Origin of the sequence: Rhizobium sophoriradicis, from assembly GCF_003939025.1 — a bacterium.
Lineage (GTDB): Bacteria > Pseudomonadota > Alphaproteobacteria > Rhizobiales > Rhizobiaceae > Rhizobium > Rhizobium sophoriradicis.
This window is the reverse complement of sequence record NZ_RQIH01000003.1, coordinates 1-15,340: the sequence shown is the minus strand read 5'-3', so window position 1 is coordinate 15,340 and position 15,340 is coordinate 1. Positions and strand designations below refer to the sequence as shown.

The 15,340-nt window shown below is 60.3% G+C and carries 13 protein-coding genes; 9 read left to right on the top strand and 4 right to left on the bottom strand.

The annotated features are described in order from the left end of the window. Positions 1-5: 5 nt before the first annotated feature. The 6 genes from EFR00_RS04675 (at position 6) to EFR00_RS04650 (ending at position 6,151) form a co-directional block, all read left to right on the top strand. Positions 6-551, top strand: coding sequence for a cupin domain-containing protein (locus EFR00_RS04675; protein ID WP_009988698.1), 546 nt, complete (start codon positions 6-8; stop codon positions 549-551). A gap of 63 nt (positions 552-614) precedes the next feature. Further along, positions 615-1,931: a phosphopyruvate hydratase gene (gene eno / locus EFR00_RS04670; RefSeq protein ID WP_077989178.1), complete on the top strand. Its 1,317-nt coding sequence runs from the start codon at positions 615-617 to the stop codon at positions 1,929-1,931. Positions 1,932-2,030: 99 nt separating this feature from the next. After that, positions 2,031-3,032 carry a VOC family protein gene (locus tag EFR00_RS04665; RefSeq protein ID WP_077989177.1) on the top strand — a complete coding sequence of 334 codons (1,002 nt, stop codon included), beginning with the start codon at positions 2,031-2,033 and terminating at the stop codon, positions 3,030-3,032. 79 nt (positions 3,033-3,111) lie between these two features. Next, complete coding sequence (locus EFR00_RS04660; RefSeq protein ID WP_183737787.1) at positions 3,112-4,323, top strand: amino acid ABC transporter substrate-binding protein; 1,212 nt, start codon at positions 3,112-3,114, stop codon at positions 4,321-4,323. 104 nt (positions 4,324-4,427) lie between these two features. Beyond that, the gene (locus EFR00_RS04655) at positions 4,428-5,546 is read left to right on the top strand and encodes an alcohol dehydrogenase catalytic domain-containing protein (RefSeq protein ID WP_170961525.1); all 1,119 of its coding nucleotides are present in this window, start codon (positions 4,428-4,430) and stop codon (positions 5,544-5,546) included. A 53-nt stretch (positions 5,547-5,599) separates the two neighbouring features. After that, positions 5,600-6,151, top strand: a complete 552-nt coding sequence (locus EFR00_RS04650) for an NADPH-dependent FMN reductase (RefSeq protein ID WP_009989216.1) — start codon at positions 5,600-5,602, stop codon at positions 6,149-6,151. Positions 6,152-6,257: 106 nt separating this feature from the next. Here the strand turns inward: EFR00_RS04650 and EFR00_RS04645 are convergent, their stop codons facing one another. From EFR00_RS04645 to EFR00_RS04630, 4 genes are all read right to left on the bottom strand, one after another. Beyond that, the gene (locus EFR00_RS04645; RefSeq protein ID WP_077989176.1) at positions 6,258-7,253 is read right to left on the bottom strand and encodes a phosphotransferase family protein; all 996 of its coding nucleotides are present in this window, start codon (positions 7,251-7,253) and stop codon (positions 6,258-6,260) included. Positions 7,254-7,274: 21 nt separating this feature from the next. Beyond that, positions 7,275-8,237 (bottom strand): C-terminal binding protein, encoded by a 963-nt coding sequence (locus tag EFR00_RS04640; protein ID WP_077989175.1) that lies wholly within the window; start codon positions 8,235-8,237, stop codon positions 7,275-7,277. 85 nt (positions 8,238-8,322) lie between these two features. Further along, positions 8,323-11,079 (bottom strand): phosphoenolpyruvate carboxylase, encoded by a 2,757-nt coding sequence (gene ppc, locus EFR00_RS04635; protein ID WP_077989174.1) that lies wholly within the window; start codon positions 11,077-11,079, stop codon positions 8,323-8,325. A 136-nt stretch (positions 11,080-11,215) separates the two neighbouring features. Beyond that, complete coding sequence (locus EFR00_RS04630; protein ID WP_009990049.1) at positions 11,216-12,151, bottom strand: LysR family transcriptional regulator; 936 nt, start codon at positions 12,149-12,151, stop codon at positions 11,216-11,218. Positions 12,152-12,259: 108 nt separating this feature from the next. Here EFR00_RS04630 and EFR00_RS04625 point away from each other — a divergent pair, with 108 nt between their 5' ends. The 3 genes from EFR00_RS04625 to EFR00_RS04615 all read left to right on the top strand — a co-directional run. Further along, on the top strand, positions 12,260-13,444 hold the full coding sequence (locus EFR00_RS04625; protein WP_077989173.1) for an acyl-CoA dehydrogenase: 1,185 nt from the start codon (positions 12,260-12,262) through the stop codon (positions 13,442-13,444). 57 nt (positions 13,445-13,501) lie between these two features. Then, entirely contained in the window at positions 13,502-14,389 is an 888-nt protein-coding gene (locus EFR00_RS04620; RefSeq protein WP_009996669.1) for a 3-hydroxybutyryl-CoA dehydrogenase, read from the top strand. Between the two features lie 40 nt (positions 14,390-14,429). Next, positions 14,430-15,340, top strand: a 911-nt coding sequence (locus EFR00_RS04615) for an NAD(P)/FAD-dependent oxidoreductase (protein ID WP_148102818.1), incomplete at its 3' end; no start/stop codon positions are given.

Below are 15,340 nucleotides of genomic sequence, written 5' to 3'. Positions count from 1 at the left end.
TTCCCGTGCATATCAGGCGCGTTGTGACGGAGCACGGCAGTCAGGGTGTTGCCAGGTTCGCCGAGGACGGCGCCGTTCCGCGCACCGACATATTCAAGACGGTTCCCGGACTGGTGTCGCGGATGGTCTGGTCGACTTCGGCTTCAACGACGGTCCCACTCAACGGAACCGATCCAACTCCGCTGGTGACGAGCTTCGTTCCCGAGCCGGGTGAAACGCGGTTTTTAGTGCTAACGTTCCCACCGGATGCCGTTTTTATGGCTCCGGATTTCGATGGGCCGGCGGCTGTGGCGGAGAACCTGGCGGTCAGCCCAGGCCTGGCCGAACGTTTCGAGCCGGATGGTAAACATCAAACGCCGACCGTCGATTACGGCATCGTTCTCGACGGCGAGATCTGGATGGAGCTCGACGATGCCAATGAGACTCGCCTGGGCCAATTCGACACCTTCGTACAGAACGGAACGCGTCACGCCTGGCGAAACAAAAGCGACAGACCGGCAACCATCGCCGTGGTGCTGGTTGGCGCACGGACCCCCGATACGACGGATTAACGATGACGGCCTGTGAGCCTCGATGACCCAATATTTCAACCTGACTTTGTGGACCAGTTGAACATGATGAACACCGAAATTCGAAAAGTGCAGGGCCGTCGCGTCTGGGACTCCCGTGGCAGGCCCACCGTTGAGGTAGAAATCGAGCTGGCCTCCGGTGCCACGGGCAGGGCGATTGCCCCGGCTGGCGCATCGACCGGAACCGGCGAAGCTCTCGATCTACGCGATGGCGGCAGCGCCCTTGCCGGCTTGGGCATCAACAAGGCCCTCTCCGCCGTCAACGGGGAAATCGCCAAATTGCTGGTTGGCCGGGATGCCAGGGATCAGGCCGAGCTAGACCGCGCGATTATCACACTCGATGGTACACCGAACCGGAGCAGACTAGGTGGAAATGCGTCGGTAGCAACGTCGATGGCGTTGCTTCACGCCGCTGCGGCTGCGGCCGACCAACCGATCTGGCGGTATCTCGCAGGCTCCGACAGGGGAATTACGATGCCGCTGCCGGAAATCCAGATTTTCGGTGGCGGAGCGCATGCAGCGCGCCGGGTAGACGTCCAGGATTTCATGATCATGTGCCCTGCCGCCTCGACTTTTTCGGAGGCTTTGGAGTGGACGGCCGAGGTCTACCGCGCGGCGGGCGACATCATGAAGCGTGCCGGCAAGCTCCAGGGCGTGGCGGACGAGGGAGGCTACTGGCCTGCCTTCACCAGCAATGAAGAGGCTCTCGATGCCTTGGTGCGTTCGATCGAGGCTGCCGGTCTGAAACCCGGCGGCGAGGTCGCGATATCGCTCGATATCGCGGCTTCCGAATTCGGCCGCGAAGGCAAGTATTCGCTGGCATTGGAAGATCGGCAGCTCGACACGGCCGAGATGATCGACATGCTTGGCGGCTGGTTGAAGGCATATCCGATCGTCTCTATCGAGGATCCGCTCGCCGAGGATGATCCCGATGGCTTCAAGGAATTTACCGCCCGCTACGGCTCCCGATGCCAGATCATCGGCGACGACTTCTTCGTGACGAACGCGGCGCGGGTGACGGAAGCGATCGGGGATAAAAGCGCCAATGCCGTTCTGATCAAGCCGAACCAGGCGGGCACGATCACAGAGACGTTCGAAGCACTCTCGGTCGCCAAAAGGGCAGGTTTTCGGACAATCGTTTCGGCGCGATCCGGCGAGACGGAAGATGTGACGATCGCCCATCTGTCGGTCGGCTGGGATGCCAAGCAGCTCAAGGTCGGATCGTTCTCCCGCTCCGAGCGCATGGCCAAGTGGAACGAGGTTCTCCGGATCGAGGAGGCTCTTGGAAAAGAGGCTTCGTTCGCTGGCTGGTCGGCGCTAGACTTGGCTGAAAGGCCGGCCGCGGTTGCCGCCGTAGGTTAGAATTTTTGATGGGCCGAATGCGCGTCTCGCACAAAACAGGCGTTGACAAAACAACCGGCCCTCTTATGCTAACGTTAGCAATAAATAGACGAGGATGACATGCTACCGGCTGTTAATTTGAAACCTCCCTTCAACATCACGCGCTTCAGCCACGTCGTGCTTGAAGTCGATGACGTGGGGTGTAGCCGAGATTTCTATGTCAATGTCGGCGGCCTCGTCGAAACAGAATTCGCGGACGGTGTCTCCTACCTCCGCGGGCTGTCCGAGGCCTGCCATCACAGCCTCGTGCTCACACCCGCCGGCGGCAAGCCGACGTGCAGGCGGATCGGGTACCGGGTGTTCCTGGAGGAAGATCTCGACAAGGCCAAGATCTTCTTTGAGGAGAAGGGCCTTCCGGCGGAGTGGGTCGAGGTTCGAAACCAGGGCCGCACGCTGCTTGTCAGCGATCCCTCGGGCGCTCGCATCGAGCTTTGCTCCAGCATGAGCGTCCATCCTCGTAAATTTCTCGACGTGCATGAACATCGTGGTGCTCGAGCCCAGGGCCTCGACCATTGCCAGATCATGGTTGCCGATCCGCTGGGTCTGAGCGCGTTCTACGGCGAACTGGGTTTCCGCACTTCGGAATATATAGCGGCGGGCGACACTCTCATTGCGAACTTCATGTATCGCAAAGGTGTCTGCCTGGACCTGGCCTTGGTGCCCGGCATCGGCCCGCAACTGCACCATTTTGCCTATACGGTCCCCGAAATCAGCGACATCTTCGCCGTGTGCGACTTTGCCAGCCGTTACGGATATGGAGACAGCGTCGAGCGCGGGCCTGGCCGCCACGGCCCTTCGGGAGTTCTGTTCGTCTATCTGCGCGATCCCGATGGACACCGGGTGGAATTCTTCAACAATCACTACATTACGATAGATGCGGAGTTGGAGCCCATTCGTTGGGACGCGGCATCCCTGAGCACCAACGTGCATTGGGGGATGCCGGCCGTCTCCAAGTGGTTCTTCGAGGCCAGCGAATTTACGGGAGTGCCGCTGGAGCACCCCGAGAAAATGCCGAACCCGATGACGCTGGAGCGCTACGCAGAAGGGCTCGCGAAGAGCTGACCTGCCGCCTGAGGCAGGAGACTGACGCGCTGCGACAGCTGCAAGCGCGAGACATGCCGGAAGCACATGGGAGGATGAGATGAGTGCAAATTCCATTAAAATGAACAGACGTGCATTTCTCGGCTCAGCCGCCGCGGCGGCTTTCAGCTCGATGCCGAGAGTTTTTGCCCAGGAGGGGCCGATCCGCGTCGGCGGAACGCTGCCGCTGACCGGTCCGCTTGCGGGCGTCGGCGCGATCCATAAGCTCGCGGCCGAGGTGTTCGTCGAGCAGATCAACGCCAAAGGCGGTATTCTCGGACGAAAGGTGGAGTTCGTCCTTCTCGACGATCAATCGCTTCCCGCCAATGCGCGAACGCTTTATGAACGCCTGGTGACGGCCGATAAGGTCGATCTCCTGATGGGCCCCTATGGCACGTCGTCGATTATCGCAGCCATGGGCGTTGCCGCTCGGTTCAAGAAGATGCTTGTTCAGAGCAGCCTTGGCGACCCAAGCCTTGCACCCTATCCGCTGCAGTTCCCCTCTCTTCCGATCGGGGCCGAGCCGCAGTTGACCGACACCGAGGTCGTTCTTGATGCCTATGCCAGCCTGCCAACCCCTCCCAAGACGATCGCCTTCGTCACCAGCAAATTCCCGTCCGCGCTGACGATCGCCAAGGGCGGTCAGCAGGTCGCTGACAAGCGTGGCATCAAAAGCGTGCTGGACCTCGAATACGAATTCGGCACGAAGGACTTCGGCGCAATCGCAAACCGCATCAAAGCGGCTGATCCGGATCTGCTGTGGTCCGGTGCGATCGGCATGGAGGCAGTGCAGCTTCTCGATGCCATGAGCCGGATCGATTACCAACCAAGGAACCAGTTCTACCTGTTCCCGGCACCTGGCCCGACCGCAGCTCACCCGAAAGCCAATGGCTTGACCTCGCTGACCTGGTTCGAGGAGCACGAGCCGTTCCTCAAATATCACGGCGCTCAGGAGTTCGTCAGCGCTTATGACAACAAAGCGAAGGCGGCAGGCTTCCCCTATCCGCGCACCGAGTATCAGGCCGCCGTCGAATATGCTGCGTGGCAAATTCTTGCGGCAGCAGCCGAAGGGGCAGGGAAGCTGGACCACGCCGCGATGGCTGCATGGTTGCGCTCGAATACCGTCGAGACGGTCGTCGGACCAAGGACTTTCGACGGCAAGTTCAATGCCGGGAAGCCATCGACGAAGCTCAAGCAAGTTCAAGGAAAGGATTGGGTGACGGTCTGGCCCGCGGATTTCCGACCGGCTGACAAGGCGTTCCTCGTCCCGTGACGGATACGCATCGCGCGGCCGCGCACCCGCCTGAAACTGCAAGAATGCATTCGGTCAGCCAAGGTCTGACCGATGTCCCTATGGAGGAGTTAATGGTTAAGACTATGATCGCTGCTCGGCTGCATGCTCTGCATCAGCCGATGTCGCTGGATGAGATTCCGATTCCCGCGCCCCGGCCCAACGACGTTCTGGTGCAGGTCAGGGCTTGCGGTATCGTGCCCAACATGGCCAACGTCATCAATAACTGGCCGACCTGGTTTCCCCACCAGCCGCTGCCGAAGTTTCCGGCAGTGTTCGGCCTGGATCCAGCCGGGGTCGTCGCCGAAGTCGGCGAGGCGGTCACCAATGTCAAGATTGGCGATCGTGTCTATGTCAGCCCCCTCAGATCCTGTGGCTCCTGCAAGGCGTGCCGGTCGGGCAACCGCAGCCAATGCCGCTACTACACCTTGAATGGGTACTTCAGCACCAGCCGTGATGGTCAAAGAATCTTCGATCTCTATCCGTACGGCGGCTTCAGCCAGTACATGACCGCCCCGGAATATTCACTCGTATGCCTGCCGGATAATCTCAGCTTCGAACAGGCCGGCCGTTTCGGCTACCTCGGCACATCCTACGGCGCCCTGAAGAATGCGCAGGCCGGTCCCGGCCAGGTCTGCCTCATCGACGGGATTACCGGCACGCTCGGTGTCGCGGCAACCAAGCTCGCTCTTGCAATGGGCCTCTCCAAAATTCTGGGCACCGGCAGGAACAAGGAACTGATGGACCGCATAAAGGCCATCGCTCCCGACCGCATCGACACGATCATGCTCGGTGAAGGCTCGACCGGAGAGTGGGCGAAGGCCCAGACCGGCGGCGAGGGTGTGGATTTCGTCATCAGTGCGCTGGGCGCGAGAGCTCCCGCTGCGACCGTGGTCGACTCCATGCGCGGCGTTCGTCGAGGCGGCCGTGTGGTTGTCGTTGGCGGCGTCGCGGAAGATGTTCCGGTCGACGTTAAGTGGCTGATGGACGAGCAGGTTCAGCTGATCGGCTCCAACTGGTTCAGCGCTGCCCAGGGGCAGGAGATGGCCGACATGGTTCGCACCGGCGCGCTCGACCTCTCCTATCTCGAGCACAAGATCTATCCGCTCGAGCGGGTGAACGAGGCCATCTCCGGCATCGGCGAACGCGATGGCGGCTTCAGTAACTACGTGGTCATTCCTCCGGTTCCTGCCGCCTATCAATAACAATCACCGGCGCCGGTTGCGGCCGGCGCCGCCCTCACGCGAGAAGAGAGAACATGTCCAAGAAAGATATCGCGGTCCTGGTTGGAAGCCTTCGTCAGGCTTCGATCAACCTGAAGCTTGCCCGTGCAATGCAGAAAGTAGCGCCCGACGGGCTGAACCTGGAAATCGTACCGATCGGCGATCTTCCGCTCTATAACCAGGACCTCGAGACCGAAACGCCGCCGGTGGAATGGACATCCTTCCGCGAGCGCATCAAGGCTTGCGACGGGGCAATCTTCGTGACGCCGGAATATAATAGATCCGTACCGGCGGCATTGAAGAATGCGATCGAAGTCGGCTCTCGACCGTTCGGGAAAAGCGTATGGGATCATAAGCCCGGTGCGGTGACCGGGGCTTCTCCCGGCCTGATTGGCGGCGCTGCGGCAGCACTCCAGCTCAGGGTTATCCTAACCAACATCAACGTGCCGACCATGCCCCAGCCTGAAGTTTACCTCAGTACGGCCGACAAATTGGTGGGCGACCATGGCGTATTCCTCAACGAAGGAACCCAGAAGTTCATCGAGAGCTTCCTGGTTGCGTTCGAAGGCTGGGTCGGCCGGTTCTGAGCCGAAGCAGAGCAAGACTTCGTCGGCCATCGCGAACACAGCGCGGTGGCTTTTTCTTTTTCATTCGAAGTGGAAAGCGCAACCGCTCCGGAAGCACCTGGCTTCCTTAAGAAAACCAGGCCTGCGCCACGTCAGCAAGCTTTTGCGGAGGCGATGCGATCAACGGAATGGCGGCTTTGCGGATAGCTTCGCGCTGGCATTCGTCGGTTATGTATTCGACGGGCGATTTGCCGTCGATCCGGGCGAGGAAGAGTGCGGGCAGCAGGCTTGCGGCCCGAGCCTCGAGAGCGTCCCGATCCTCCCAATCGACCTGATCCATGTAGGCTGCGGTCAAAGCCGCAAATGACGATGCGAGCTCAGATGCCGCCTTTTCCGCAACGATCTTCTTCAACAACAGATGGTTCAGGCAGAAGGCCAGGTCGAAAGCCGGATCACCGAACCAGGCGCATTCGGCATCCAGGAACACAGGTCCGTTCTTGCCCAGCAGGATGTTCTTCGGGCTGACGTCGCCGTGGACGAGCGCCAGCTTTGTTTCCGCCGTGCGCTGAACGAGCTCGGCGAGGCGATCGCTGACGAAGGGATGTTTGGCGGCAGTCGCAACCAGGTAGGGCTCAAGCCGGAGCGCATAGAAATTCGGTCCAGAGTCAAATTTGTCCGATAAGCCCGATGTGCGGGCGCTCACGGAATGGATCTGCCCGATCCGCCGGCCTGTGACCTCTGCTGCCATTCGGTCGACGCTTCCTTGAAGCAGGCTGGTCTTCCACAGCGGGTACTCGTCGCTCGGCAGAAACTCCATTGCGAAAATACCACACGACTCGTCGTGCGCGAGAGGCTTCGGAACGGCAGAAGGGAAATGCTCCGCCACGAAGGAAATCCAGTTCCATTCGTATACATTTCGCGACACCGGCGCCTGCCAATCGGCAGATACTTTAAGCTTGGCCAGTGCGCGTTTCACGCAGATGAGCCGGCCGGGGAGCTCCACGCGGTAGATATCTGAGGAAACACCACCCGTCAGGGGCTTGTAGACCGCCTCCTCGGAAGCGCTCTTCAGGCCGCTCTTCAGCAGGAAATCGTCGAAAATCATCATCTCGGCTACAGACATAAAACTATTGTCCTTGCTGCGTTAGCGGCGGGGGCTGTTGCGGGCTTGTTCGGGCATCTCTCCGGAAAGAACCCTGACGACTTCCTCCGCGGCCCGGCGACGCAGTTCGATCAGCGAAGCATCCGAGGAGAAGGCGACATGCGGCGTGATCATCGCGCCGGGGTGAGCGATCAGCTCCGCCGGCACGCGTGGTTCATCCTCGAGCACATCAAGGCCGACACCGCTCAGAATGCCGGACGCCAGCCCCTCGATCACGGCGGCAGTATCCACGACGCCGCCTCGGCTGACGTTGATCAGCAAGCTTCCACGACGCATCTTCAAGATAGCGTCTTTGTTGATCAGGTGGCGGGTCGCGGGCGAAAGCGGCGCATGGACGATGACGATATCGCTCCTGGCCAGCAGCGTATCGAAGTCGGTAAGCTCCACGCCGGCGGGGGCATTCGAGGCATAGGGGTCGTGGGCCGACACGCGGCATCCCAGCGCCTGCATCTTTGCTGCCGTCGCGCGGCCGATGCGGCCGAAGCCAACGATGCCGCAGGTCAGTTCCGAAAGCCTGCGCAGATTTGCAGAGGCGGGGTCCCAGCGCCCATCGCGAACTTCACGATCGAAGTGGACAAGGCCGCGCGCCCAGGTAATTGCGAAACCGACGGCGTGGTCGGACACTTCTGCAACGCAATAGTCGGGAACGTTCGTGACCCAGATCCCCCGCTCCGTCGCTGCATCGACTGCAATATTGTCCAGGCCAACTCCAAGGCGCGCGACGATCTTGAGATTAGGCGAGGCGGCGATCGCCGTCGCGCTGACCTGAGCCCAGCAGGTCAGGATAGCGTCCGGACGATGCTCTGCAGCCAAAGCGTCGATCTCAGCAGGGGGCGACGGCTCGGCGGGGCCGCTGACGAGGGTAAACCCGGCCCGCTCGATCACCTCCCGCTCCACCTTGTCATCCGGCCAGGCGTAGTCCGTCAACAGCACGGTCCGTGTCATGATTTCCTCCCAATTTGTGCGAACGTTAGCGCAACAGTTTTGCCGAGGTCAAGAAAAAAGCGAATGCCATCCGCATTGCGGTTGGCTACCCGCTGTTTCGCAGCCCCGCGGCAATTCCGTTGATTGTCAGGTGCAGCGCCTCTTCGGTGTCCTGATCTCGTTCTCCGGCACGGTGGCGGCGAAGAAGGTCGATCTGCATGTGATTAAGCGGATCGAGGCATGGAAAGCGATGATGGATCGACTGCTTCAGCGCCGGATTGTTCTCCAGCAGCGAGGCCTGATCGGTTATGCCGAGCAGGGCAGCGGTTGTCGCTTCCCATTCGTCTTTTATGCGTGCGAAGATCTTCTCATGCGCGGGTGCGTCAGGGGTGAGGTTCACGTACCGCGCCGCGATCGCCATGTTGGTTTTTGCCAGCACCATCTCCATGTTGGCGATCAGCGTCTGGAAGAAAGGCCAGTCCCGATGCATTCTTTGCAGAGTTGGCAGCCCGTCGGGATGTCCAGTCAGCCACTGTTCGACGGCCGAGCCAAAACCAAACCAGCCCGGCAACATGATGCGGCTCTGCGACCAGCCGAACACCCAGGGGATCGCCCGAAGATCTTCGATGCGACGTGACGAGCTGCGTGAGGCCGGACGGCTGCCGATGTTCAGTTTTGCGATTTCGCCAATGATCGTGGCTTCCCAGAAGAAGCGTTCAAATCCCTCGGTCTCGTAAACCAGGCAGCGATAGGCGCCGAAAGCCAGTCCGGACAGCTCCTCCATGGCGTGGAGAAATTCGGGATCCGGTTCTTGTGCGTCGGAAGGCAGCAAGGAGGCTTCCAAAGTCGCGGCGATAAGAAGTTCCAGGTTCCTGCGGCCGAGTGCCGGATTGGAATATTTCGCCGCTATGACTTCACCTTGCTCCGTCAGCCGAATCGATCCGGCAACCGCGCCGGCGGGCAGGGCGGTGATCGCCTCATAGCTTGGACCGCCGCCGCGGCCCACGGAACCGCCGCGGCCGTGAAACAGGCTGAGGCGAATGCCTTCACGGTCGAAGAGCTGAATAAAGGCCATCTCCGCCTTGTACAGCTCCCATCCCGACGTCAGATATCCGCCATCCTTGTTGCTGTCGGAGTAGCCGAGCATGATCTCCTGCTTGCCGCCGAGTGCACCCTGGTATGTCCGATAGGCTTCGATGGCCAAAACCGTCTGCATCACGTCATGCGAGCTGCGGAGGTCGGAGATCGTTTCGAAAAGCGGTATGATGTTGACTGAGGCTGCTTCGGGTTCATCGGGCCGGAACAGTCCGACTTCCCGAAATAGCACCATGACCTCCAGAAGGTCGGAAGCGCTTCCGGCCTTCGAGATGATGTAATTGGGGATGCTGGCGCGGCCGTAGCGCTTATGGGCTTCGGCAGCCTCACGCAGCACGGAAAGCTCCGACATCGTCTCGGCCGAATAGGTCTTGAGCGATGTCACCAGCAGCTGGGAAGACCGAAGCTCCTCCGTCAGCAAGTGGATCTTGTCACTTTCGGCGAGCGCCTCGTAGCCTGTGCCGGGCCGCACCTTCTCGAAAAGCTCATGAACGACGCGCTGATGAACCTCGGAATTCTGTCTCAGATCGAGGCTCACAAGGTGAAAGCCGAAGACGTCGACGGCGCGTTGGAGGCTCCGCAATTTGCCAGCGGCGATCTTTCCTGCGCCATTGGCGATCAAGGATTTGCCGATCGTTGCCAGGTCTTCGGCGAACTCGGCAGGGCACAGATAGCAGGGGGCGGCCGCCACAGGCTCGCGAACCAATTCCGTACTGCCGAACTTCCGTGCAGTGGCCGCCAGGCGAGCATACATGCCCGAGATCGCCAGGCGATACGGCTCGTGCCGGCGCTGCTCCGATCGATCGGGAGAGTCGGTCGCAAGCCGCTGGAGTTTCTGCGAGACTTTTACATACCGATCATCCAAAGAAAGTTCGGCGCCAAGGCTGTGGAGTTCTCCGAGATAGAAGGAGAAAACCCTCTCGCTCTGCAGCCGGAGCGCTTCCCTGAGGGTCTCGCCGTTGACAAAAGGGTTGCCATCCCGGTCGCCGCCGATCCAGGAACCCATGCGCAGGAATGGCGGCAGCGCGTCTTGAGCAAACCTCCAAGGCGAGCCTCGGAGTTGATTTTCGAGACCCTCATAAACTTCCGGGATAACCCGGAAAATGGTGCTGTCGTAATAGGACAGGCCATTGAGGATTTCATCCACGACCTGCAGTCGCCGACCTCGCAAGCTGTTCGTCTGCCAAAGGGTCGTCGTCGCTCTTTCCAAATCTGCCTGATATCGATCGGTCTCCTGCGCGGTCAGGCCGGCCTGCTCGAGCCGGCTCAAGCATTGTGCCAGCTGCTGTTCGATGTCGATCACGCTCTTTCGCCGAACCTCGGTCGGATGCGCCGTGAAAACAGGCGAGACGACCGCTTCAACGAGCAGCTTGCGAATAGCTTCCGCCTCTACGCCGGCGGCGGCCAGGACAGACAGCGATCTGGCAATCGTCCCCGGCATGGCGGGTTCGCCATCGGCGATGCTGAAGCGCTGCACCCTGGCCTGATGAGCGTCTTCTGCAATGTTCACGAGCTGCGAGAACTGGCTGAACGCGCGGATCACGCGCTTGAGGGTGCGGGGAGGCATGTCTGCGCAGAAGGGGGCGAGCTTCTCGTTCAGGCGCGGACTGGTCTTTCTGCGGCCGGCAATCGAGAGAGTGCGGACCTGTTCCACAATCTCGCGGGCCTCCTTGCCGTCGCTTGCTTCTATAGCCTCGCATAACAGGCGGCCGAGGAGGCGAACGTCCCTCACCAAAGCCCTGCTGGCCGTGAGGCGTCTTCCCTGCATGCTTGCTTTCTTCAACTGAAGATGCAAATGTCCGCTCCTTGTGCTAACGTTAGCATAACGTGGCAGGAGTTCCCTGAAGAGTCAAGGATGCTCGCAATCGATCATGAGCGGAGGCGCAAATGGGCGCGAGCGGCTGCTATCGCAAACATGCTCGCGCATCAGCGGCCGCGCTTTCCTGGTAGCGCTCGACCTCTTCCAGAAGCCATGCGCGGAACGCGACGACAGGACGGAAGTCCTTCCTGCTAAGTGGCGCGACCGCATAATAGGCACTGGGGCTTTTGACCTGATGCGGGAAGGCTTGGACCAGCTGGCCATTCGCAAGCTCGGAGTCGATGAGGAAAAGCGGCATCAAGGCGAGCCCCAGTCCGGCAATGCAGGCTTGGGCTACGTTGCTGAACTGTTCGAACCGCATGGCCTGCGATGGGGTGCCGTTGACCTCGAGGCTCTCGAAAAAATGGTTCCACGCACCCGGACGGGACGCCATCTGCAACAACGGAAGGCGAAGCAGATCTTCAGGCTTCGCTATGGGATGCGAACTCAGAAAAGACGGGGACGCGACCGGTGCCACCATCTCCTCCATGAGAAAGGTGCTTTCCGCACCCGGCCAATCAGGCTGGCCGATATGGATCGCCATGTCTATGTCGTCGCGGTCGAAATCGAACATTCCTATGCGCGTTGCGAAGTTCAATGTGATCTCGGGATGTCTGGCGACAAACTGCGGAATGCGTGGCATCAGCCAGCGTGTGCCGAATGTTGGCAGGATGGCGAGATTGAGTTGATCATTATGCTGTTTGGTCATGGCGTGCAGCGAAGCGGAGCGGATTTCCGCCAGAGCGATGGCGATAGCCCGCGCATAATCAGTGCCGGCCTCTGTGAGAATGACGCCGCGGCTTGTGCGCTCGAACAGTAAAACGCCGAGTTGTTCTTCCAATCCGGCAATTTGCCGACTGATGGCGCCCTGAGTCAGGGAAAGTTCCTCAGCCGCCGCAGAGAAGGTGCTCAGCCGCGCGACGGAATCGAAAGCTGCGAGAGCGGAGGTCGAGGGAAGGAGTCTTCGAGAGAGGTTTGCCATTGGCTATTACTAGAGCTCATAGGCCGATGAGTAAAGCTCGCTTTGTCAATCGCCCAAAAGCGGCTTTAATCCCATCAAATTCGAATTGCCAAAAACCTCAACGGGAGGATGACGACCTTGGCCTTTTCTTGGAATGACCCCTTTCTGCTCGACGACCAGCTGACCGAAGATGAACGGATGATCCGCGAGTCCGCGGCGGCTTTCGCAGAATCCGAACTCCTGCCGCGTGTCCAGGAAGCCTATCTCGAAGAAGCGACCGACCCCGAATTGTTCAGGTTGATGGGGCAGACCGGCCTCCTCGGTGTGACGCTGCCGGAAGAGTACGGGGCCGCGAACGCCTCCTACGTCGCTTATGGCCTGGTCGCTCGCGAGGTCGAGCGCATCGACTCCGGATATCGCTCGATGATGAGCGTGCAGTCCTCGTTGGTCATTTACCCGATCTTCGCCTACGGCTCCGACGAGCAGAAGAAGAAGTACCTGCCGGGCCTCGTTTCGGGTGAGCTGATCGGCTGTTTCGGCCTGACCGAGCCTGACGCCGGCTCCGATCCCGGCGGCATGAAAACCCGTGCCGAGAAAATTACGGGCGGCTACCGATTGCGCGGCTCGAAGATGTGGATCTCGAACTCGCCGATTGCCGATGTCTTCGTCGTCTGGGCAAAGTCTGAGGCTCACAACAACGAAATTCGCGGTTTTGTTCTCGAGAAGGGCATGAAGGGCCTTTCGGCTCCGAAGATCGGCGGCAAGCTTTCGCTGCGGGCCTCGATCACGGGCGAAATCGTGATGGACGGTGTCGAAGTCACGGAGGATGCAATTCTGCCCGGTGTTTCCGGTCTCAAGGGACCGTTCGGCTGCCTCAACCGGGCCCGTTACGGCATCTCCTGGGGCGTCATGGGAGCTGCCGAGGACTGCTGGTTCCGTGCGCGTCAATACGGTCTGGACCGCAAGCAGTTCGGCAAACCGCTTGCAGGGATGCAGCTTTATCAAAAGAAGCTTGCCGATATGATGACCGAGATCACCCTTGGACTGCAGGGCTCGCTTCGCGTCGGCCGGCTGATGGATGAGCACAAGATGGCCCCGGAAATGGTCTCGCTCGTCAAGCGCAACAATTGCGGAAAGGCGCTTGAAATAGCGCGGCACGCCCGGGATATGCACGGCGGCAACGGCATTCAGATCGAATACCATGTCATGCGCCACGCGCAGAACCTGGAGACGGTCAATACCTACGAGGGCACCCACGACGTCCATGCCCTGATCCTTGGACGCGCCCAGACGGGCCTCCAGGCTTTCTTCTGATTGCGCAATATGTTCGGCGCAGATCGACCCTCCATCTCCGGATTAACGAGAGGCAGCATGCCTATAGCGAATAAGATTTCGACCGTCGCCGTCATTGGCGCCGGCCAGATGGGGACCGGGGTCGCGGAAGTCGTGGCGAAACATGGGTATGAGGCCTTGGTTTACGATCTCGACAAAGATCGGATCCGCGCGAGCCTCGAAGCGAGTGCCTGTTATTTCGGACGTCAGGTCGAAACCGGCAAAATGCCGGGCGAGGCGGCCGAGCAGGCGATCTCCCGGATCAAGGGCGCGTTCTCCCTCCCGGACCTGGCGAGCGCCGATTTGGTCATCGAAGCGGTCAGCGAGAATGAACACATCAAGAGGAAGGTCTTCACGGACGTATGCACCGTTCTGAAGCCCGACGCGATCCTGGCGACGAATACATCGTCGCTCTCCATCACGCGGCTCGCCGCGTCAACCGACAGACCCCATCGTTTTATAGGGATACACTTCATGAACCCCGTACCGGTTATGAAGCTGGTCGAGCTGGTTCGCGGCATCGGAACCGATCAAGAGACCTTCGCCACAGCCAAGGCTTTCGCCGAATCCATCGGCAAGACCGTCACCGTTTCCGAGGATTTTCCGGCGTTCATCGTCAACCGCGTTCTCATCCCGATGATCAACGAAGCGATCTACACGCTCTATGAGGGCGTCGGAAACGTGGAGGCGATAGACACCGGCATGAAGCTTGGCGCCAATCATCCGATGGGGCCGCTCGAATTGGCCGACTTCATCGGCCTGGACACATGCCTTTCCATCATGCAGGTCCTTCATGAAGGACTGGCTGACAGCAAATACCGGCCGTGCCCGCTGCTGGTCAAATATGTGGAAGCGGGCTGGCTCGGTCGCAAGGCACAACGCGGGTTCTACGACTACAGGTACGTTCCGGCTCGAGCTACTCGCTGATCCCATCCTTTCCAACATCGAGACTTAGCAGGCAACCATCATGACGGAAGAACACGCAGACGAACGCGAGAGCATGGAATTCGACGTCGTGATCGTCGGCGCCGGCCCTGCCGGTCTTTCCGCGGCGATCCGGCTGAAGCAGGTCAATCCGGAACTGTCGGTCGTCGTGCTGGAGAAGGGCTCGGAAGTCGGCGCCCATATTCTCTCCGGCGCCGTCGTCGATCCTATTGGCATCGACCGGCTGCTGCCGGGCTGGCGCGATGAGGCCGATCATCCCTTCAAGACCGAGGTCACCGCAGACCATTTCCTGCTGCTCGGGCCGGCCGGCTCGATCCGCCTGCCGAATGTCATGATGCCGCCGTTGATGAACAATCACGGCAACTACATCGTCTCGCTCGGCAATGTCTGTCGCTGGCTGGCCGGCAAGGCCGAAGAACTCGGCGTCGAGATCTATCCGGGCTTTGCCGCCACCGAAGTGCTCTACGACGACAAGGGCGCGGTGATCGGCGTTGCCACCGGCGATATGGGCATCGAGAAGAACGGCGAGCCTGGCCCCAACTATACCCGCGGCATGGAATTGCGCGGCAAATATACGCTGATCGGCGAGGGCGTGCGCGGTTCGCTCGCCAAGCAGCTGATCGCCAAGTTCGACCTGCAGAAGGATCGCGAGCCGCAGAAATTCGGCATCGGCATCAAGGAGCTCTGGCAGGTCAAGCCGGAGCACCACAAACGGGGCCTGGTGCAGCACTCCTTCGGCTGGCCGCTCGGCATGAAGACCGGCGGCGGCTCCTTCCTCTATCACCTGGAGGACAATCTGGTGGCGGTCGGCTTTGTCGTCCACCTGAACTACAAGAACCCCTATCTCTATCCGTTCGAGGAATTCCAGCGCTTCAAGACCCATCCGGCGATCCGCGGCACCTTCGAGGGCGGCAAGCGGCTCTCCTATGGCGC